Raw genomic sequence first — 22,025 nt, forward strand, 5'->3', positions numbered from 1 at the left:
ATCCGTAGGAATCTTCATTTCTTCAAAATAAGATCAAAAAAACGGTTGAACCAGAGCTTATCTGTGTTCAACCGTTTTTTTGAGGTTATACATGTTACTTCCTTGTGTTCTTCTAATCTTCTGACTTTCTTTTAGGCTACAGTCCCAGCTTCTGCCCTTTCTCCAACCGCTGAATCTGTTGCTCCCCGGTATCGGCCAGTTCACGGAACTGATTAATGGTCTCCCGCATCCTTGGTAGTGCCTCCTGCTTATAAACGCTGATCGAGTCGAGCGCAGAAAGTACATCCGTGAACGCCTGCTTCATCGTATCCACCGAAATGCTGGCATCGTAAGCTTGCTTTTGAATGGCAATGCCCTGATCTTTCAGCATTTTGGACGTACCTGCGATCAGGTCATTGGTCGTCCGGTTGAGCAGTTCAATTTTCTGCAACACAATCTTCTGGTTGTAAAGTGCACTGGCGACGGTGACGGCAATTTTCAATGCCGAGATTGTTACATTTTTGGCCCGATCCACACCACGGATCAATTCCTTGTTATTGCGGATAACGACTTCAATTGCCATGATGCCCTGCTGGTTCACCACAAGCATTTGCTGCAAATCCATGACCCGCTGACGGAGCGGGAACAGCACTTCTTCCGTGATAAAACGGACTTTCTCCGGGTCCTCGTTGCGGACTTTGGCGGCTTCGATCTGTGCATCAATCGACTCATCCATCAGCACCCCAAGCTGAATTTCCTTTTGCAGTCGTTTGGTGAGTTCCCGTAAATTTTGCTGTTCAATCTCCAGTGTGGTGTTGTCATTTCTCAAGGTTGCTCTGCCTTTGTCCAGCGACGTCACGATGTCGGCGATGACCGCGTCAGCCTTCTGGTATTTGAGAAAATAGGCCCGCAGCGGATTGAACAATTTGCCGAGGAATCCGGTTTTGGCAAAATCGACCACGCTTGGGTCGAGATCCTTCAGCTGCATATGCAGCTCGGTCAAGCCTTTGGCGACCTGACCGCCCTCGTCTCCCGTCTTGGACAAATGTCCAACGGAGACTTGAAGCAACGCGTTTTTCTCGGAAGAGGATCTCATGGTGTTCATGCCAAAACCGTCAATAGATTGCAAGATCTCTTTGCGTTTCTCCAGCGATTCGAGATCCAGTGTCATAATCATCTCCACGTTGGCATCCGCCACTTGCTGCAGCTCTGCCACCTCGGCAGGTACAGGCTTTATTTCTTCCTCAATCACCTTCTGAATTTCCTTCTGGCTAGGTATCTCCATCGAAAACGACATCCAAGTTCCCCCTCAATTTACGTGCCATATAATAAAAATAATGAACTTACACTAGGTCACTTTGAGTGCAGCAACCGTATTACATCTGCACGTTGAACAGGTTACCGATTTTGTACACCACATCGTCGGTATCCGCGTTAATGCTCGCCGCTTCGTTAATGCTGGAGATGCTCTCCAAAGCCTTGATGTCCGCGTTATAACCAATCGTGTAGATCGGCACTTTGTACGTCTCGACCAGATCACGAATATCCTTCAGGGTATGACCTTCGTTGGTCTCCCCATCACTGAGGACAAAGATCAGCGGTTTCACATTCGGATTGGTAGCCATATAATCTTCCAGCATCTTCATCGCCACAACGATGCCATCGAAGGTTGCCGTACCGCCACCTGCTTGCAAGCTATCCACCGTACCGACAAACATGGACTGCTGATTCGTATCATACTTGGCAATCGGCAGGTTCACGGTTACGCCACTAGAGTAGGAGACGAGGCCAATACTATTGTCTGTGCCCAAGAACTTCTGGCCTTTGCGCAAGGATTCCTTGAGTCGGTTTAGCGGTTCCCCGTCCATACTTCCGGACACATCGGTGACGAATACAGCTGCGATGGGTTTGCTGCCATTCTTTTTCTCTTTCCATACTTTCTGAGCGGACAACAGGGTGCCACCATCCACTGTGTTCAATTCGGACTTGTAATCCTGCAAACCGTTGAAGCCGAATTCCTCAGCCGATTGCTGATACTTCGCTTGGGTTACGAATTCCGCATACTTCTTGATGATCTCCTGCTTGTTCTGCGGCAATTGCCCCAGTGCATACAGCGGGCTGTCATGTCTTACGCCAAAAGGTGTAAAGACGTATCCGCTTTTCAGATCTGCGGTATTTACGTAAGTCTGATATTCCAGTACAAATGCGTCCAGACGCCCTGACTTGGCTGCTTCACGCATCTGAATGGTTGTAGAAGCCGTAAACGGCACATTGGCTTGGAACTTCTCAAAACCCTCAATGGCTTTCTCACCGAGCGGATTGGAGCTATCATATGTGTTGAGTGCAGTCACGAGAAAGTTCAGCCCCGTAGAGCTGGCAAACGGATCAGTGTACCCCATCGCGAGCTCATTGTTCGAAATCGCCTCGGTCACGGTTTTTACATTAACCGAGCCGTATGTGTCGACCAGCGCATCATACTTGGCTTTGGAGATGACGATACCGGGAACGTTCCCCACCAGTCTTTTGGAAACCAGATCTGTCTTTACCCCGCTCGCGGCTACCATCTCGCCCCATAACTCATTCGAAGGGGTAAAAGCATCAGGCACATATTTACCAGATTTAATATAATCGGTCGCCGTTCCGGATGCGATATTGCGTAATTTCACCGAGATCTGTTTGCCGCCAACAGTAATGTTAGCCTTGTTGAACTCTTCGGTTACTTCGGTTAACCAGCCATCCGCTCCGGTTCCCGCCTTCTCGATGGAAGAGAATATCTCTACATAATCATTCGTTGTATTCTCAACCGTGATCGGGAATTTGGAGATGTCCGGCAAGGACTCTGCCACATCGACCGGATCGAGATCAATCTGCCCTTTGACCGGTTCAGCTGTTGCAGGAGCAATGTCCTCATAGAGCTTGCCTAATTCTTTGCCTGCATTCTCTGTCGTTACCTGTGTACTGGATTTACCAACGTTCGACGTCAGCGTAATCCCTGCATACACCAGGCCGAACACGAGCACCAGCATCAAGATCGATATGAAAAAAAACTTTCCCTTCTTCGCCATAAGGCAACCCCTCACTGTCTGTATAATTTGGTGTGCTTGATTAATTGGTCAATTTCCTGCATACACGGCATCTGTTCGATATCTCCAGCTTCAAAACTGTCCAGGCGGGAGATTTCCAGCATTAGCTGGTCAAGCTTCAAAAGAATTTCCTCATTGCTATGAAGCGAGTTTTTCACGTAGCTGAGATAGTCGTTATATACTTTGGTCTTTTCCTGAAAAAGCTTCTGGGGAAGTGTAGCGGATTTGGACTTCATCAGGCTGGCGTACTCCGCTTCATCGAACACATTAAGTCGGTTCAGTACGCTTCGGATGTTGAGGTATAACAGCTTCTCCACTTCGAGGGTGACCGAAGCAAATTTCTTGTAGCTCAGTTCCCCCGGATCAAATCGCTGATTCAGCACGTTCAGGAGGGTTTCTTTCTTTTTCTTCATACGGCTCAGTTGGGATAATCCCAGTGTGATATCTTCCTCAAGCACTTTAATGCGTCGATAAAAGGATAACGCTTCCACATAATCTTCATGGGTTTCGATATTCTTGACGGGCAAGACTACAGGCTGTCTGAACAACAAGGTATAACTTCCATAAAAGAGAGCAAGAGCACTTCCGAACAAGAACGTGACCGAGAGCGCTGTCGTAAAAGCCCCCCCATCAAAATTCAGCCCGATGAATCCTGGCGAGAATAATAGAACGTTCATGACGACAATGCCGAAGATCAGCCCCAGCAGTTTTATGTACTTCATCATGTAAATCATCAGACCTCCTTTCGCGCTATATGTCGGATCTACAGGTTAAATATTTCCAATTGCATATTTCTATCATTGTACATGATGTTGCCGCATTCGGGTGGATTAATATGGATATTCATAATATACGTGGCATGGGCTTATCCCATTTCATCTTTAGAGGGACAACGTGGATAAGATTTTGTAACCTCTGGAAAACGAGCCTGATGCCCTTGAACAATCGGTGGCGGAAAAAGAAATGTTATCAGGTAATACGTGGAAATTTGCAGTGCGTGTCATTTTTTATATAGGGCTTATTCGATAAAAAAACAAAACACCCCGACGCCAGCGCCGGAGTGATGATGAATTTAGTTCTCATTTCATTTACGAAAAGATGGACTCCGGTTTGCTGCGCGTCGTACGTACCTCCACGACTTTCCCGGCACAGCCGTTGTCGTCCAATGCCTGAAATGCAACCCAGACACCGTCTTTGCCTGACGTAATCGTCTCAGGGATATCATAGGTAACATAGAATACTTCGCCGATCTTGTTCATATGAATCCGCTGTTCTCCGACCACATTTCCATCGACGGCGATACTAAATACTCTCTCATACAGCGTACCTTCCCGTTCAAAAGGAGAATGATCTCCTCCCCAGTATGCAACGCATAGATAGTTCGATGTGGAACCATCCACCGCCAGCTGGTAGCTGAAGTAAGACCCGCTGACACCAAAAGCTTCCCGCCACATATGCAGCTTGTTACGGCTGTCTGTATACGAACCGTTATGATGTTCTGCACGGCAATTACTGTCCAGATGATGTCCAATCTCATCCTGCTGACCGTCAGGCTGTACCCTGTCGATGGTGATATCGTTCAATTCCTTCTCCAGTGCATCCCCTTCATCGTTAAACGGCCAATAGACCGTATAGAACTCATGATGCACATTATAGAACGGGATCAGCTTCACCGGGTTGCCGTCTGAGGTGACGTCCTTGCTGATCTCAAACGTCAGCGTGCTTGCGTCCACGACATTGATCCACTCGCGCACGTCCTCCTGTTCCGTCCAGATCACAGGTACAGGGGCTGTTTTGGGATTCAGTGCCGTTTCGTCCACGATGGTATCCTCGGGCAGCCCTTCGCTTCCCAAAGCGCCTGCCAATACAATCGGCCCGTATAGAAATGCCACCTTATGTGCATCATCCCGGGACGTGTATTGGTGGAGCGACATCGGCAGCGTGATGGTGATGACATCGCCAGCGGTCCATGTACGGTCGATGTCGAGATATCCGGGTTCCATCCGGGTATACGGATGGGCCGTATCCCCGTTGACTATTGCCGTCATTGGCTCCTGCAGCCATGACGGCACACGTAATCTAAGATTGGCCGAGGCGCTGCCTTCGGTGATCGTAAGGGTTACCTTTTCCGAATATGGAAAGTCGGTTTCGAGCTTCAGCGATATGCCTTGGGATCTCCAGTCCAGTTGGGAAGCGATATACAGGTTGACGTACAGATCCTGTTCATCCTCGAAATAGATTGCCTCGGCGTATTTGCCCGGGTTCTCCATGCCAGATCCTGTACAGCACCACCAGGCAGTATCGTGAGTACCGTAGATTTTGTAGTGGCCTTGCAGCGTGGATGCAAAATACGTTTTGTTCCCTGTATTCGGGTCCTGTGTGCCCAGGATGTGGTTGTAGATCGCATTTTCATAATAGTCCATATAGGCACTGTCGGGGTTCCAGGTGTAGAGCTGCTTCGTCAGATGCATCATGTTGTGGGTACAGCAGCTTTCCCCGGTTTTGATGCCCAGACTCTCCATGCCTTTCGCTTCATAATGCTCCGAAATGCTCGTAGCGCCAAATACGTAAGAACGGTGATGAATCGTGGTATCCCAGAAAAACTCCGCCGCTGTCCGATAACTCTCATGAGCATGGTCCTGATTGTAGATTTCGGCTGCACCGATGATTTTCGGAATTTGCGTATTGGCATGTTTGCCCTGAAGATCATCCTGCTTGTGCTCCAACGGTTCAAGGATGATTTGATGTGTGAATTTGTTGGCCATCTCAAGATATACCGGCTTCCCTGTGATTCCATACAAATGTGCAAAAACTTCATTCATCCCGCCATGTTCGCATTGAAGCATGACCTGCATCTGTTCTTCGGTCATAGGCTTTAGACCATCCACCGCCCAATCAGCAAACCGTGTTACCACCTCAAGGGCCTGCCCATTACCCGTTAATTTGTAGGCGTCAATTAGTCCGCGATAGATTTTGTGCACGCTGTACCAAGGCACCCAGTATTCCCCAATGTTGAAACCGCCAATATGCTCTGCCCGAAATGCAATGCGGAAAGCTTCTTCAGACAATCCGCCGATATACCCGCTGCCCGTTGTCTTTTGAATGGATGCAAGCTCGCTGACGGCATAATCCAGTGTTTGCTTTAGCGTTTCATTGCCTGTCGCCTGATAGGTTACCGCCAGGGCAGACAGATAGTGTCCAAGGGAATGCCCGCTGATCGAGCGCGCCTCCCAACCCGCATATCGTTCTTTTTTTGCAGGTAACCCATGGGCTTCCAAACATGGTGCCAGAAAACGGTCCATGTCCAGGGATAACAAATATTTCTCTCCAACTTCCTGTGACGTTTGAAAAACGCCATTTAACAGATTGACATGCTCAGGTCCCAGAAATCCTTTTTTAGTTTCAATCATTTCTGCTCTCTCCTCCTCGGTATGTAATGGAATTTAGAAGTACTTATATGGATGTACAAAGGGTTAAAATCCGTGCTGCGATTCATGTATTCCTTACGATCTTTCTTAATACAAGGCCTTGAATATCCTCATATTATCAAATAAAATACAACTACATCAGACTCATAATCCAAGAAAAGGTGGATAAATCCGTCCTATGCAAAAGCCATTGGATCATTACCTGTGCGGCAAGTTCATATCCGAAGGCAATTGGAGCCACATGAGGCGCAGCATGCCTGTTCACGAGATCATTTTGATGCTGGAAGGTGAGATGTACATTGCGGAAGAGGAAGAGCAGTACGTGATCCGTGCAAATGATCTGCTATTTCTGAGGGCTGGCCGCATCCATTATGGCTATCAGGTCAGCGATGCTCCCGTCAGCTTTTACTGGGTTCATTATGATTCGAATGAGAAAGAATTCGACCAGTATCCCACCCATGCAACCATTCAGGTTCCGTCCATGGCTAATCAGCTGTTCAAGCAGCTGCTGCATAGTTCATCGTTCTCACCGGAAGAAGCGGACGCGGCATTGCTGCTGCTGCTCAAAGAACTGGAACGCAATACACAGGCGGGTTATCGACCGCACAATGCGATCGTTGACCACATCTGCAAGTGGGTGGATATTCATCTGCATACCGATATTACGGTTGGCAAGATTGCCGAGACCTTTAATTTTAACAAGGACTATATCTCCAAAATGGTAAAACGCGAGAAAGGCATTGGCCTCAAAACCTATATCCTCACGGAACGGATTCGCCGGGCCAAGCAGATGCTGCTCAATACCAATGCCAGTGTAAAAGAAATTGCCGGACAATGCGGTTTTTCCGATTACAAACTATTCCTGCGCATGTTCAAACAATACGAAGGCAATACACCAACCGAATATCGTAATAATTTGTATTCCACACAGCTCAATCGCCTATAATGAACCTTAACCGTGCGAACCTTGAATGTGCTTGTTCGGATAGACCAACTCATAGAATTTCATGAGTCATATATAGAATATTTGAATTAATCCAGTACCCTCAGGTGTGGTACAATTCAAGTCAACTATATCTCTTATTAAACCAAGATCAGAAGGAGAACTTGAGATGACAACGGCAGTAACGATTCATCCCGCTACAGAAGCAGATTATGAAGAAATTGTAGATATTCTCATTGAAAGTTACTCCGAGTACCGGGACACGTTCCAACCACAGGAACAATGGGAAAATTATTTGAAGGATATTCGAGAATCGCCGACTAATCCTTACATCAAGCAGTTATGGATTGCCAAAATAGATAATCAGATTGTTGGAACAGTCCAGTTGTTCGAGACCGCGCATAAGGCCTATCCGACCTTCGAGCTGCCTATTGATTATCCGTTTATTCGGCTGTTGGGCGTTGATCCCAAGTGGAGAGGTCACGGCATCGCCAGAAAACTGCTTCAACAATGTGTTGAATCGGCCAAAGACATGGGTAAAAATACGGTGTATTTATATACGGGCGGTCAAATGGTTAACGCGATCCGATTATACGAACGTTTCGGTTTTGTAGAAGACCCGGAATTCAGTTCCGAGAGTGGTGAAGGCAAAGCCATCTGCTATCGTTATGATTCATAATTCTAGTAAATGGTATTGAGCGTGGATCGCAGGAAAGAAAGATAACAGGTAAATAACGGTATGGTGTTATTTACCCAATAAGGCCGCTCAACAAGAGCGGCCTTTTATTTTTTAATTGAATTCATTTTATTATAACTTCATTTTATGCCCGTCCATTCGTTTTCCTGAATCGGATCAGGGACCAAATAATCAGCACAGCGAGTACAGATAAACAGATACTGATGCTGAAACGGTTGCTTTCATCAAATACGAACATGACTGCAATGACACCGAGACACAGCACAGCAGCTCCAGTGATATAAGGAAAACCCCAGACCTTAAATGAAGGTTGTACCGGATAGCTCTTGCGCAGCTTCAGCTGTGAGGTGGCAATACAGATCCACACGAGCATCACGACAAACCCCGGGACCGCCAGCAACACGCGGAAGAGCTGATCTTGTGCGAACAGCCCCAGCATGGAGCCACCAAGCAGAACCACAGCACATACCAGCAGTGTATTTACTGGGCTGCCGTTGCGATTCGTTTGTGATAATGCCTTGGGTGCTTCACCACCTACCGCCATGGAGTGCATCATACGGGATGCACCGTAAATGCCCGAATTCGCAGCAGACAAAACGGCGGTTACCAAAATAAAGTTCATAATATGTGCTGCACCAGGCAGCCCCGTGGAAGCCAGCACCTGCACGAAGGGACTGCTTTCTGGGCCCAACTCATTCCACGGAATGAGCCCACAGATGATGAGAATCGGCAGCGTGAAGAACAAAATAATTCTCAGCATGAAGTTCCCCACAATTTTAGGCATCACCTTGTCCGCATTTTCCGTCTCCGTTAAGGTCAGGCCAATAAGCTCAGATCCTCCATACGAGAACATGACGACCAACAAGGCCGAGAAGATCGATGACCATCCATTAGGGAAGAATCCGCCTGCTTGCGTGTAATTTTGCAAATAAGGCGTGTTGTCACTTGGAATGATCCCGAAGATCAGACCAGCACCGAGGAAAATAAAAATAATAATCATGGCGATTTTAATGCCTGCCAACCAAAATTCAAATTCCCCAAATACGCCTACACTTAACAGATTAATCAATATTATAAACACCGCACACGCCAGACTAAGCATCCACAGCGGCACTTCCGTGAACCAGTACTGCAAAAAGCTTCCTGCGGCGATCACCTCAATCACACATACCGATAACCAGAGGAAACAGTACATCCATCCCATAATAAAGGATACTCTGCTACCAAATGCTTCCTGCACAAAATCTTTCATGTTCTTGTTCTTGTACACTGTAGCCATCTCTGCCATCGCAGCCATGACTACCAGCAGCAATAAGCCTGCAAAGATGTACGTTACAATGACTCCCGGACCTGCGAGTCCAATCGTTTCGGCGCTTCCTTTGAAAATTCCGGTTCCAATGACACCACCCATAGCCATAAAGCTAATATGTCTTGGTTTAAGTTTCTTCTGCAATGTTCCTTCTGTCTGAGCCAATTCCAATCCTCCTGATGTAAAAAACGTCTGCATTCCTGTTTCATGTTTACCTAAACACAATGTCCAGTATACCCTATTGTGCATGCCTCAGCCCAGCAGTTCCGTACGGCCAATTCATCCCAAGCCGATGCTGACATGACGTATGTTTTATACCCCACAATGATACGAGCCAATCGGTATGCATCGCAACTCATTCATTTATATATATTCTACTCTTCTTGCGCTCTCCAATATGTATGATTTGTTGCAGTCCACCACTTCTTAAAACAATCGTTACACACAAAAAAACCAGCGGTCTGTATGCAACAGAATGCTGGTTATCTGGTTATCTGGTATTCCCGTTATGCCGTTATGCCTATATATCTATCATTCGATTTATAATTCCTTCGTCATAAAAGCACTGTTCGGGTCCAAACTATAATCTGCAAATGGCTCACAGTAAACAAATCCAAAGTCCTCATAAAGCTTCCGCGCCGGGATAAACGAATCCATTGAACCCGTCTCCAGACTGATTCGTTTATAACCCCGATTCTTGGCAACCTCGATTATGTGGGCAAGAATTTGTCGAGCCACGCCTTTTCTCAGGTGAGCCGATGCTGTACGCATCGATTTCAGTTCTGCATGCTCCGAGTTCAATTCTTTCATGGCACCGCAGCCCAGCAGCTCCTCCGCTTCCCATGCGCACCAGAATGTAATCTCCGGTTTCTTCAATCCATCCAGATCCAGGGCGTGAATACTTTCCGGCGGCGAATCTGCTGCCATGCCCTGCAAATGTTCTGCAATTAATCCAATGACTTGTTGACCACTCAAATCATCTACTTTAATCTCCATATCTACCACTCCTGCCGACAATTTTGTTGTGTGTGTATCACTGAATACATGTCTAATTATTTATATAGTACTACCATGACAGGTTTTCTGACAACAGGTTCAAAAACACGAATAAACTGTCTATTGTTATACCCTTAAATTTCCATTATAGTGAGGCTATCTGAGATCAAAAGGAGCCAAGAATATTGCGCAGCAGCCATATAGCTAAATTGATATTTACACGAGAACGGAGAGGACAGAAATAACCTGAAGAAGCGGAGCCAAAAGCTTTCTGAAAGAAAGCTGCATCGGAAGCATACACCTCGCTGTTATCGGAGTGGCATGTGTAAATATCCTTTAGTTCAATTTATATAGCTAATTGTCGTTTTGAGGTGAAGCGAACTTAATTTATTCAAAGGAGACCATCATGACACTAACAACTAAAAATCTGTTTTATAGCAAACGGTTGAAAAAGACTCCACCCCGTGCAGAAGATGTACAAACCATGCTGCAATGGAATGAAGATCCCGAATATTTGAGAAATGTGGATACGGATATTGCCATTCCTTATTCGGAAAAGCAGCTTGAAGATGAAGGCGAAACAAAGGACAAGGAAGTTTACTTCCGGCTTCGAACGCTTGAGAATGAACAACTGATCGGGTTCGTTGTCATTCACAGCATTGAATGGAACAACCGCTGCGGACAGCTTGCCATTGGCATCGGACTCGCAGAGCATCGCAACAAGGGATACGGAACGGAAGCGTTGAATCTCATTTTGCGATATGCCTTCCATGAATTGAATCTGGACCGGGTAGGTTTGGATGTCATCGCCTATAATGCGAAAGGCATCCGTGCCTATGAGAAGGTCGGCTTTCAGCTGGAAGGTCGCGCCAGATCAGCCGTGTATCGTGATGGAAAACGCTATGATCGCTTATTGATGGGAATTCTAAGACCCGAATGGGAAACACACAATCAGATCAATGTAGAGGATGGACAAGCATGAATATGAATGCAGAAGTCACTGAATTTATCGAACAGATCCCGGTTCCCTGGCAAGCCCAGGTTGTAAGTAAACTGCGGGAGTTGGTACATGAGTCTATCCCTGAAGTACAAGAACGTGTGCAGTACAAGAAACCTCATTTTCTGAAAAACGGTAAATATGCGGCAGTCATCTCCCCGTCCAAACCGGCAGTATCCTTCACGATCTTCAATGCAACCGGACTTGATCTGCCAGATGGGATATTTGAAGGCCCAGCTGAACGCAAAACCATCAAGATCAAGGAAAAAGATACGCCTGACTATGAGTGGCTGGCTGGCCTTCTGACACAGGCATCGGCAGAACTCTAAGCTGGAATTGAGGATATAAGGTGTCTCAGTTTCTTTCAACCGGCTCTAGCAACTATTAAAAAGGCCAACCAGCATATCTGGTTGACCTAACCATACGAAGGGGCTTCGCATAATGTTAAATACATATGGGATAGCCCCTTTTGTGTATGCAGCTGTCAATACAACTAAATCGCATCTATGCAATAACAGATCATTAGAGTTCCTTCATCAGGACTGTTGATAAGATACTGCCGTCATCTGGCACGGCTCGCAAATGAACATGTAATACATGCCATCCCCATACTCCTCATCCTCGCTCCAGTCCAATTGACCAACGGCCCTCATCCTTGAAGAGCAGCATGGGCAATTCGGATACTCCGCGTCCTGAACCCATCCGGGATGGCCCCCAATCTGGGATAAAGAAGGCTCCATCGCCCACTCACTGGCATGGAACGCCTGACGTGGTGCAGTCGCAATCCGAAACTGTCGCCCTGCATCCGGTGCAAGCTGAGCATAGTCATTCGGGTCGAGATCATCCGCTCCCACGGGCATCACATTATGCGTACTCCAGCACGGTTCACCTGCTGAATTCATCTCCATATAAACGACACCATAACAGCTGCATATCACGCAAGTCTGCACTTGAAGCCGCTCACTATTCCAAGCAACGTCCTTCAGTGCTGGAAGCCGTACATCCAGATCAATTAAGGTCGTTAACGGACTGCCACACCACTCACAGTTATCGGCTCGGCTCAACAGCATGGAGATTGGAGCGCCAATTGACGTGTCGTCAGCCCTTTCATTCTCTTTTACTTTATAGAGTGAATAACTTGGGGTGATGAATAAATCCCTGCGCTGGCCTTCATTCGTCAACTCCCAACCAGCTTCGGTTGTATAGCGCTCTGGTGCGACATGCAGCTGATCTGCCCAGCGAGGCGGAGACTGCCTCCATTGCTTGAACTGATCTACGATAACTTCATCTCCAATATAGGCGAGCATGAGCAACAGATTATTCCGATTCTCATCATCAGCGTTCACCTGCTGTATGAGTTGATCGCGTACTTCGGCAGAGGCACTCTTATACAAAATGACAGGGTAGTAGATTTCGCGCTCCAGCAGCTCCGGAATCTGTGCAGACAACGAAATATCATGGTAACAAACCAGGTATACCAGAATATCTTTACCTGTATCATCATCCCCTGCACGAATCAGCTGCATCGCATAGTCGATCATGAGCGCTTGCTGCTTCGTAGACAAGGACAGATATACTTCTTCTTTGGAATGCTCGTATGCAACATAACGGATTAACGGATCATGAACCTGGCGGGTATGCATGATTTTTAGAATCTCCACAGGGTCCGTCATTCCCTCATACAAGTTCACGTCACGCCGATTGGCTTCAATGTATCTTTGATGTGCCTCGCGTTCCATCTCCTGCTTGCAAGGCATGCAGTACCCGCTTGTTCTGGCAGCCGTTGCTGGCAAAATCGTACTTGGGCACCCTTCTCGTATGCACGGAATGCGTTCTGTCATCTGTGGGCAGCTCCTCTGCTTTTGATTCCACCTTACGATCCACTGAAACTGATCCATATCGATTAGCGAAAAATCGTAGATTAGTGATGTCCCAGTTGGTCCTTCGTAAATTCATAAAATGCGATTGCATCTTCGCTGCTGGCAAAGCCCGCCTGAGCCATCTTGTCGCTGCCTCCGCCTTTGCCCTGGTAGGCTCCAAGATTGCCCTTGAAGAAAGGTCCACAAGCCCACTCCGGCGGCTGTCCGTTCTGTGCCAGAACAACTTTGGCCTCTGAGATGCTCACAAAGAGTACAAGTCCCTCATGTTCCGATGTCAGCTTGGTCGCCAGGCTCTGCATATCCTTGAGCGATTTGTCCTCAAAGATTTGAGCAATGACCAATCCTTCCCGTGCAGATAAAAGCTCTTGCGCATAATAAGCGTCATTGGAAGCTTTTACAGCGTTCAGCTCGGCTTGCAGCTGCTTTTGTTCTGCTTCCATTTTATCGATCCGATCCACCAGCTCGTCTCTACTGGTCTTCAATTTGGCCGAAATTCCGGTCAGCACGCTTTGCGCGGCGTTGAACTCGTTCAGTGCCCGGTATCCGCATTTAAAATAAATCCGGGTGCTGCCCTTCATTTTCTCGGTTTTCAACAGTTTAATGATCCCGATCTCACCTGTGGCTGACACATGTGTTCCTCCGCAAGCGTTATATTCCACACCCTCGATCTCTACGATGCGAATATCTTCGGTTACGGAAGGCAGTTTCACCAGTGGCAGTCGTGCTGCTTCTTCCGCAGTGACCCAGGAACTGCTGATTCTGGCATTCCGGTAAATCTGCTGATTGGCCTCCAATTCAATTGCAGCCAGTTGATTCGCTCCCAGTTCGGCTGCAGCCACATCAATCGAGATATAATCTGTCCCCAGATGAAAACTGAGCGTCATCGCATCTGCCAGCTTCAGCGTAATAGCCGACAGCAAATGCTGCCCGCTATGCTGCTGCATATGATCGAATCTGCGCTGCCAATCGATTTGGCAATCCACGTCATTCTGCTCGGGTGCACGCTCCAGCTTATGCAGTACCTCACCGTCTTCACTTATCACATCCAGTACGGCAATGCCACCGATCTGTCCCAGATCACAAGGCTGTCCACCTCCATGGGGGTAAAAAGCCGTCTCCGCCAGCGTGACATATATACCGTCTTCTTTGTCCACTCTGCCTGTAATTTGTGTATGCCACTCCCGTGTGTATGCGGAGTCATAATAGATTTTTTTCGTCATTGAATCATCCGATCCCTTCTCGTTCAAAGTAGAGTGTTGCTTTAGCATTTTAACGAATGCAACGTCACTTTCTGATCTATACAAAATCCTTATGTACCTGATCTCCAGATTACACTATCTGGCATAAACAAGCCAAGTTTCAGCCTGCAAGCATCCCTTTTTCATATCAAAAAAACCGCTCTGCAAGTCAAGCTACAGGGCGGTCATGTGAATATCAGTAGCATGACGTTACAACTTACTGACCCAAAATCTCTGTTTCCGTTCTTAGGGTGTGATATCATTTTGACTTAAAAACTTCAATAAATCGTTATTCAGCTGCACAACTTCGTTGTTTGCACTACTCGCATAGTCCGGCAACATCATATCCTTCACCATTTTAGTCCGTAACCATAGCATAAAGAACAAATCCAAAATCAAATCTGGACATGTAAGCACCATTTTAAATACAGATGGAGAAATAGCAACGCCAGCTTTTTGTATGGCCCTCAGGTATGTTTTTAAAGTGTGTGTTATTTGATGTGCCGTTTTTCTGTTGTTAGCTGTATCGGGGTCAATGATCTTATTATCAATTCTCAAAAAGCCAAGCATTGCAATATCCGATACAGCATGAGTGATTAGATACGACTTCATATCCTTATTCATTGTGTACGGGATTTTTGCTGTTTTAAATATTTTTGCCAGGTTCTCTACACGTTCTGTCACTAAACCACTAATTTCTCCGAACACAGTAGTCACTAGAATCTTTGGTGGAAATCGACCAAACAATATTCCTTCTTTAATCTGTCCGCCAACACCGGGAAAAGCGGGTAAAAGTCTATCTCCAACCATATCTAGCCACGAAGAAAATCCAATTGAATTATTAGTCATTGTAACAATATTTTTGCTTTGATTGTCTTTGAGCGCTAACAACGCTGATTCGGATCGATCATAACGTACTGTAACGAAAATAAAATCATACACATCATCATTTTCAAGCGTATCAATGACATTGACTTTTATCGATTTAACAGTACCTTTTTCATTATATTGCAGGCCCTTTTCTTTCAATGTTACAAATCGATCAGAACGTGCATACATAGTAACGTCAAGGCCTGCTTCAATGAATCTCATTGCGTATATGCTTCCTATAACACCAGCACCAAAAATTAAAATTCTATTTTGTTTAACGGACATAACAATCCTCCCTCTTTTTTGAATAATCTCTCTTGACTATGCAACAACGTGTTGTATGATTTAATCATAAATCGTTATTATGCCCTTGATCAAACATCAGTTTTTAAATATTTGTCGGATGATACCCTGGTTACCGATAGGAGAAAAAAATGAAAAAGCAGCCCCAAATCACGGAAAAAACTAGACAAACGTTTATCAATGTTTTTTGTGAATTATATAGTCAAAAGCCGATTGAAAAAATCTCGGTTCAAGAGATTACGAATAAGGCGGGATATAACCGCAGCACATTTTATCAATACTTTACTGATATTTACGAATTGTTAGACTTTGTTGAAAATGACTTAGTGAACTACATAAAAGAAGAATTGGCGAAAAAAGAGCTCTCTTCAAATACTGTTCAAGATGCGCTTCATTGTTTGGAAAACAAGGAATATCTCTCGGTTCTCAATGCCTTTTTGGGCGATTATGGCAGTATTCGTTTTTTAGAACGCTTGAAAAGAGAAATCACCCTTGGCAGATTGGAATTAAACCTACCGCCAGACAGCTCCATCACGCCATACTTAATCGAGTTTCACATCTCAACATCACTCTCTTTATTTCGTCTTTGGCTACAGCGACAAAAGGATTTATCGCCAGAAGAATTTTTTGAGTTAGTGGATACTCTATATACAAAAGGGGTATCGCCTTATTCTGAATGAATCTACTTAGACTCATTCAATAAAATAGCAGAGCAAAACCACGTCAAAATAGGAGTCAATTCCTGAAATGCGAAACGAGCCCTAGAAGCGATTCTAGAGGCTCGTTTTATTGATCATTTTTAAGTTACGGACTGCATACACACATGTTTATTGCATTGACTCCGACAGCTCTGTGAAAATAACCCCCAGCGCATATGCGCCAGCATCCGGGTATCCAAGACTGCGATCACCAACAGCACCCGCGCGGCCCATGCGTGCCACGATGTCTTCTGTTTTCTTCGCACCCTCTACTGCCGCTTCAGCTCCTTTCGCAAACGCCGTTTTGAAGTCGTCTCCGGACTTCGCACTTTGTGTCCAGGCATCGGCACAAGGAACGAGTGCGTCGATCAATGTTTTGTCACCTGCAACGGCACCACGTCCGAAGGAACGCTCTCCTGTCGATTGAATCCCTTGTACTGCCGCCTGCATCATATCAGCGAATTCGGCAACATTCAATTGCTGTTTGTCACCTACAGCTTTGCCTGCCGCCCGGAATGCCGATCCCCAGATTGGGCCGGATGCACCGCCGCAGTATTCCATAATGACAAGAGAGCAGGCATCCAGGAATGAACCGATATTCTTTTTCTCTTCGTTGACGATATGGTTCCATTCGCGCTTGAGCTGTCTGAACCCTTTCGCTACGCTCATACCAAAGTCACCGTCACCCGCATGGGAATCCAGTTCACAGAACGGCACTTCGTTCTTAATAATGATCTCACTCATCTTATCGATCAGGTAGACGATATTATCCAGGGAAAATTGATTGTTGTTGATTACCGCAGATGATGCAGGTGTCTCTACTTCATAGGATACAGGCGCATCTTCAGTCACGACGGCTTCCAACGCTTCGGAATAAGCTACTTGCGCTGCCGGAGGACCAGACACTTTGAACGCCGGTGTGTCACTTTCCTTGAACAACAACGTCTTCAGTTCCTCGTCCAGTTTCAGGATGGTTACCGATGCACCTGCCATATCGATGCTCGTCATGTAATTGCCAACAAATGTAGTAGCTATATGCAGACCTGAACGCTGTGCCAGCTCACGCTGAACCGAGTTGTTGAGCAGATAAAGCTCCTGTAAAGGTGTAGCCCCGAAGCCATTGACAAGCACAGCAATCTCCGCGGATGCGCCGTTGTCCAGCTTCATGTCTGCAAGCAGCGCTTCAACCATGCGTCCTGCAAGCTCATCTGCAGATACCAATTTCTCGCGGCGAATGCCTGGCTCACCATGAATTCCTACCCCGAATTCCATCTCATCTTCAGCGATTTCGAATGTCGGTGTACCTTTGGCAGGCACAGTACAGGAGGTAAATCCAAATCCAATGCTGCGTACGTTCTGCGCTGCTTTCTCGGCAACAGATTTCACCTCTGCCAGACTGCGGCCTTCTTCGGCTGCGGCTCCAGCAATTTTGTGTACCAATACGGTTCCGGCAACGCCACGACGTCCCACCGTATACAGACTGTCTTGTACAGCGATATCATCCTCAACCCGTACATATTGCACGTCAATGCCATCTTCCTCTGCAAGATGCGCCGCGTTCTTAAAGTTCATCATGTCGCCGCTGTAGTTTTTGATGATTAACAGGGTGCCTTTCTTGGTGGCTGTTGCCTTGATCGCCTGATACACCTGAATCTGGGAAGGAGATGCGAATACATCTCCGCAAACCGCAGCATCCAGCATACCTTTACCAACGTAACCCGCATGAGCTGGTTCATGGCCGCTGCCGCCGCCACTGACGAGGCTGACTTTATCAGCCTGTATCTCTCTGCGTTTAATCACTTTATATTTCTTCAAAAATTCAAGCTCCGGGTGCGCCAGCGCAATCCCGTTGCACATTTCCATGACCACATTTTCAGCCTGATTGATAATTTTCTTCATTTATTTCGCCTCCTGGCGAGCTTTGTATTCCGCACCGATCCGGTCAGCGGTAGCAATCGCACCGGCAACTTCAGTCACGGTGATAGGGAACGGCATCGCGTGAATCGATTCTTCCGGAATACAAGCAATCTCAGCCACTTTCAGCAGCTCTTCCTGGCTAATGGTATCTACACCGATGTCTGCGAGACATACCGGCAGACCAACTTCAAGACAGAAGTCGAGCACCTGGTGCAGCTCTTCAGTCGGGGCATTTTCAAGAACGAGCTGTGCGATCGTACCGAAGGCTACTTTTTCCCCGTGGAAGAAGTGATGTGTGCCTTCCAGAATGGTGAATCCGTTATGGATCGCATGGGCTCCCGCCAGACCGCCGCTTTCGAATCCAAGACCGGACAGCAGAATATTCGTCTCTACGATATTTTCCAGCGCTTGGGTGACCATGTTGCTATCACTTGCCACTTTCGCTTTTACACCGTCGCTGAGCAGCATTTCGTAGCACAATTTGGCCAGTGCAAGTGCAGCATTCGTCCCTACTGCGGAAGGTGTGTATCCTTCACGGGAACCCATTGGCAAACTTGCATTCACACGAGAGTATGATTTTGCTGTAGCTCTTGCTTCGAAGTATGTAGACAATGCATCACCCATACCCGATACGAGGAAACGTGTTGGTGCGTTTGCGATAACCGTTGTATCCACAAGAACCACACTTGGACTTTGTTTGAAATAAGCGTAGTCATCAAAAGCACCTTCCGGCGTATACAACACGGCAGAGTGACTCGTTGGTGCATCTGTTGCTGCGATGGTTGGGCAGATGATCAACGCCTCGCCTTCTGCTACACATTTGGCTGCATCAATCGCTTTACCGCCGCCGAGACCGATAGTGCATGTACATCCTTTTTCCTTCGCAATTCCCTGCAAACGAGCGACTTCCTCGCGCGAACATTCTCCTCTAAAACCGCTTTCAACAAACGTTATATTGAATTTCTGTGCGGTTGCATCGAGCTTCGCTTTTACACGATTTACATCATCGGGATGCGCGATCAGTAATGCAGATTCACCAAAAGATTTCACAAAGTAACCCAGGTTCAACAACTCATCTTCACCTTGCACGTACTTCGTTGGACTAATAAATGCTTTTCTCATAATGATATGCCTCCTATGGATGAAATAAGTTCGTTAAAGGTATCAATTACCGACATGCCTTCAACAAGGCCACCTGATGTAATTCTTGGATGAACTTATACATTAAATTTTAAATACTCTCAATTAAATCTAAATATAACTCATGCATGTACGGGTTACAGTGGACTTTGATAACAAATTATTATAATTTGCAATCGTAATTTTTTGCTTTTCAACGGAATCATGGTATCTTATTGTCATGAGATGGGTGAATTTTGACATCATCTATACATTACCCGTCATGAACTCATCTTAATATGTACAACTTGCTAACTTTTAACGAACGTAATCATTCATCAGGTTAGCTATGGAGGTTCACCCATGATTAAAGAATATCTGCATATTAATAAAATCCTCGACCTGAATAAATGGAAGCGTCTACAGGATTCTCTTGCCACCGTGACCAAGCTGGCTATTCTAACCGTCGACTATAAAGGCATTCCCGTAACGAGTCATAGCAGCTGCCAGGCGTTTTGCCAAAATGTACGCAAAGATCCCGATCTGCTCCCCTACTGCCAGAAATGTGATTCTAGAGGGGGTCTGGAAGCCGTTCGCTTGAATGAGCCTTATGTCTACTTGTGCCATTTCAATATCGTAGACATCGCGATTCCAATCACGATCGATGGCAAATATATCGGCGCCGTAATGGCAGGACAAGTGAAGCTCGCTGACCCGGAGAAAGGGACGGATCTAGAACAGATCGTCACGTCCAAGAACGTGCCTATGCATGCTGCGAAGCTAAAAGAATTACAGGACGATTATGACCAACTGCCTGTCATGACCTATGAAGAGGTTGTGAAAATTTCCAACATGCTTTCTTTACTCTGTAACTACATTGTCGAGGAAGCGCTCAACAAAAATTTGCTGGTGGAGATGTTCGAGAAAGCTTCGGGGAATCAGGAGTCTCTGAACCTGTCCACCATTTTGCCTGGATACTCCATCCGAAATATTGAGTCGATCAAAAAAGAAATGACCAATGCGATTGCGGATGCCTATCTCAAAAACAGTCCAAGTGAAACGGAAAGCTCCAACCTGGTGCTCCAACCTGCTTTTGAATACATTCACAGTCACAAGAGTGAGCAAGTCTCGCTTAAACAAATGGCCGATCTGTGCCACCTGAGTCCAAGTTATTTTAGCAGGCTGTTTGCCAAGGAGACGGGTGAGAACTTCACAACCTATATTGCACGGCTCAAAATCAAATGGGCGAAGCAATTGCTGGAAGTTACGGACATGCCCGTGTCACAGATTAGCGATGAACTGGGGTTCAATGAATCGGGGTATTTTATCAAAATATTCAAAAAGTTTGAGGAGATTACGCCTGCCCTCTATCGCAAATACATGCAGGAGCAATGAGCGAGTATAACCATAAGCTTTTGTTAACCAGGAAAAGTTACCCAGAAAGAATCCAGTGATATCTTTTTCGTATCAAAGATGGGGTTAAAAGATATTTCACCTATTAATCTGCCATTGCTACAATGGAGTCCAGATTACTTAGGGAGGCGTCACAAATGGAATATCGCAAATTGGGAAAGAGCGGTCTAACCGTCAGTGAAATTTCACTGGGCAACTGGATCACACATGGGGCACAAGTGGATGATGGAACAGCGAAAGCTTGTGTCCGGGCTGCTTTGGAGGCTGGCATCACGACATTTGATACAGCAGACGTCTATTCCAATACCAAGGCAGAAACCGTGCTGGGACAAGCACTTAAGGAGATACGCAGAGAGAGTATTGAACTTTGCACCAAAGTCTGTCATCCAACCGGCTCAGGTCACAATGATAGAGGACTTTCCCGCAAACATATCATGGAAGCCTGCAACGCTTCATTGCGTAGATTACAAACGGATTATATTGATGTGTATTACGCTCACCGTTATGATCCACATACTCCACTGGAAGAGACATTTCTTGCGTTTGCGGATCTGGTTCGTCAAGGCAAGGTTCACTATATTGGAGTTAGTGAATGGACTGCTGCTCAGATTGCACAAGGTTCCGCATTAGCTAAGGAGCTTCGCGTTCCCTTTATTGCGAGCCAACCACAGTATTCAATGTTATGGCGTGTGATTGAGCAGGAAGTTGTGCCAGCAAGTATGCAAGCAGGTCTTGGCCAGATTACATGGTCTCCCCTGGCTCAGGGCATACTATCTGGTAAATATATTCCGAACGAAGAGCTTCCAGCTGGATCACGTGCAGCGGCCGAGGCTGGAGCACCCTTTTTCAACAATCTGGCTGGCCGGTGGTTACGTGACGATGTTCTGACAGCTGTGCAGCAGCTTGTTCCATTGGCGAAAGAGACAGATCTGACACTCCCTCAACTCGCTGTTGCCTGGGTTCTCCAGCATCCGTATGTGTCATCCGTCATCATTGGTGCATCCCGTCCTGAGCAAGTCTTTGAGAATGTGAAAGCCTCTGGTGTTCAACTGGATCGGGGCATCTTGTCCCGCATTGATGAAATATTGGGCGAATGGATTGAGAGAGACCCTGCCCGGACAGGGTGACTTCCACTTTGAGAGTCTTCTGCAAATT

18 protein-coding genes are annotated in these 22,025 nt (G+C 46.4%); 7 read left to right on the plus strand and 11 right to left on the minus strand.

Annotation, left to right across the window (positions count from 1 at the left end; all coding sequences use genetic code 11):
- Window positions 1–136: 136 nt before the first annotated feature.
- The 4 genes from P364_RS0104450 to P364_RS0104465 form a co-directional block, all read right to left on the minus strand.
- Window positions 137–1,276, minus strand: coding sequence for a toxic anion resistance protein (locus P364_RS0104450; protein WP_024628952.1), 1,140 nt, complete (start codon window positions 1,274–1,276; stop codon window positions 137–139).
- Between the two features lie 79 nt (window positions 1,277–1,355).
- Window positions 1,356–3,044, minus strand: a complete 1,689-nt coding sequence (locus P364_RS0104455; RefSeq protein WP_024628953.1) for a vWA domain-containing protein — start codon at window positions 3,042–3,044, stop codon at window positions 1,356–1,358.
- Between the two features lie 11 nt (window positions 3,045–3,055).
- Window positions 3,056–3,787: a hypothetical protein gene (locus P364_RS0104460; protein ID WP_029880720.1), complete on the minus strand. Its 732-nt coding sequence runs from the start codon at window positions 3,785–3,787 to the stop codon at window positions 3,056–3,058.
- 363 nt (window positions 3,788–4,150) lie between these two features.
- The gene (locus tag P364_RS0104465; protein WP_024628955.1) at window positions 4,151–6,472 is read right to left on the minus strand and encodes a beta-L-arabinofuranosidase domain-containing protein; all 2,322 of its coding nucleotides are present in this window, start codon (window positions 6,470–6,472) and stop codon (window positions 4,151–4,153) included.
- Window positions 6,473–6,668: 196 nt separating this feature from the next.
- Between P364_RS0104465 and P364_RS35085 the strand changes: the two genes are divergently transcribed.
- Window positions 6,669–7,436, plus strand: a complete 768-nt coding sequence (locus P364_RS35085; RefSeq protein WP_024628956.1) for a helix-turn-helix transcriptional regulator — start codon at window positions 6,669–6,671, stop codon at window positions 7,434–7,436.
- Window positions 7,437–7,602: 166 nt separating this feature from the next.
- The gene (locus tag P364_RS0104475; protein ID WP_024628957.1) at window positions 7,603–8,112 is read left to right on the plus strand and encodes a GNAT family N-acetyltransferase; all 510 of its coding nucleotides are present in this window, start codon (window positions 7,603–7,605) and stop codon (window positions 8,110–8,112) included.
- Window positions 8,113–8,254: 142 nt separating this feature from the next.
- Here P364_RS0104475 and P364_RS0104480 read toward each other — a convergent pair whose 3' ends face one another.
- Complete coding sequence (locus tag P364_RS0104480; RefSeq protein ID WP_052016502.1) at window positions 8,255–9,637, minus strand: amino acid permease; 1,383 nt, start codon at window positions 9,635–9,637, stop codon at window positions 8,255–8,257.
- Between the two features lie 342 nt (window positions 9,638–9,979).
- Complete coding sequence (locus tag P364_RS0104485; RefSeq protein ID WP_024628959.1) at window positions 9,980–10,435, minus strand: GNAT family N-acetyltransferase; 456 nt, start codon at window positions 10,433–10,435, stop codon at window positions 9,980–9,982.
- Window positions 10,436–10,841: 406 nt separating this feature from the next.
- Here P364_RS0104485 and P364_RS0104490 point away from each other — a divergent pair, with 406 nt between their 5' ends.
- Both P364_RS0104490 and P364_RS0104495 read left to right on the plus strand, forming a co-directional pair.
- Window positions 10,842–11,417, plus strand: a complete 576-nt coding sequence (locus tag P364_RS0104490; RefSeq protein WP_024628960.1) for a GNAT family N-acetyltransferase — start codon at window positions 10,842–10,844, stop codon at window positions 11,415–11,417.
- Between the two features lie 2 nt (window positions 11,418–11,419).
- A complete protein-coding gene (locus tag P364_RS0104495) occupies window positions 11,420–11,761 on the plus strand; it encodes a DUF1801 domain-containing protein (protein ID WP_024628961.1) in 342 nt (113 codons plus the stop codon).
- Between the two features lie 207 nt (window positions 11,762–11,968).
- Here P364_RS0104495 and P364_RS0104500 read toward each other — a convergent pair whose 3' ends face one another.
- The 3 genes from P364_RS0104500 to P364_RS0104510 form a co-directional block, all read right to left on the minus strand.
- The gene (locus tag P364_RS0104500) at window positions 11,969–13,273 is read right to left on the minus strand and encodes a hypothetical protein (protein ID WP_024628962.1); all 1,305 of its coding nucleotides are present in this window, start codon (window positions 13,271–13,273) and stop codon (window positions 11,969–11,971) included.
- An 80-nt stretch (window positions 13,274–13,353) separates the two neighbouring features.
- Complete coding sequence (locus tag P364_RS0104505) at window positions 13,354–14,532, minus strand: alanyl-tRNA editing protein (protein ID WP_024628963.1); 1,179 nt, start codon at window positions 14,530–14,532, stop codon at window positions 13,354–13,356.
- Between the two features lie 264 nt (window positions 14,533–14,796).
- Window positions 14,797–15,705 (minus strand): ketopantoate reductase family protein, encoded by a 909-nt coding sequence (locus tag P364_RS0104510; protein WP_024628964.1) that lies wholly within the window; start codon window positions 15,703–15,705, stop codon window positions 14,797–14,799.
- 149 nt (window positions 15,706–15,854) lie between these two features.
- Between P364_RS0104510 and P364_RS0104515 the strand changes: the two genes are divergently transcribed.
- Window positions 15,855–16,403 carry a TetR/AcrR family transcriptional regulator gene (locus P364_RS0104515; protein WP_024628965.1) on the plus strand — a complete coding sequence of 183 codons (549 nt, stop codon included), beginning with the start codon at window positions 15,855–15,857 and terminating at the stop codon, window positions 16,401–16,403.
- A gap of 147 nt (window positions 16,404–16,550) precedes the next feature.
- Here P364_RS0104515 and dhaK read toward each other — a convergent pair whose 3' ends face one another.
- Entirely contained in the window at window positions 16,551–18,320 is a 1,770-nt protein-coding gene (dhaK, locus tag P364_RS36550; protein WP_024628966.1) for a dihydroxyacetone kinase subunit DhaK, read from the minus strand.
- Window positions 18,321–19,460, minus strand: a complete 1,140-nt coding sequence (locus P364_RS0104525; RefSeq protein WP_024628967.1) for a glycerol dehydrogenase — start codon at window positions 19,458–19,460, stop codon at window positions 18,321–18,323.
- A gap of 360 nt (window positions 19,461–19,820) precedes the next feature.
- On the opposite strand from P364_RS0104525, the gene P364_RS0104530 reads away from it, so the two are divergent.
- The gene (locus tag P364_RS0104530) at window positions 19,821–20,852 is read left to right on the plus strand and encodes a PocR ligand-binding domain-containing protein (RefSeq protein WP_024628968.1); all 1,032 of its coding nucleotides are present in this window, start codon (window positions 19,821–19,823) and stop codon (window positions 20,850–20,852) included.
- 155 nt (window positions 20,853–21,007) lie between these two features.
- Window positions 21,008–21,997 carry an aldo/keto reductase family protein gene (locus P364_RS0104535; RefSeq protein ID WP_024628969.1) on the plus strand — a complete coding sequence of 330 codons (990 nt, stop codon included), beginning with the start codon at window positions 21,008–21,010 and terminating at the stop codon, window positions 21,995–21,997.
- Window positions 21,998–22,025 lie beyond the last annotated feature (28 nt).

Origin of the sequence: Paenibacillus sp. MAEPY2 (assembly GCF_000499205.1) — a bacterium.
Classification (GTDB): Bacteria; Bacillota; Bacilli; order Paenibacillales; family Paenibacillaceae; genus Paenibacillus; species Paenibacillus vandeheii.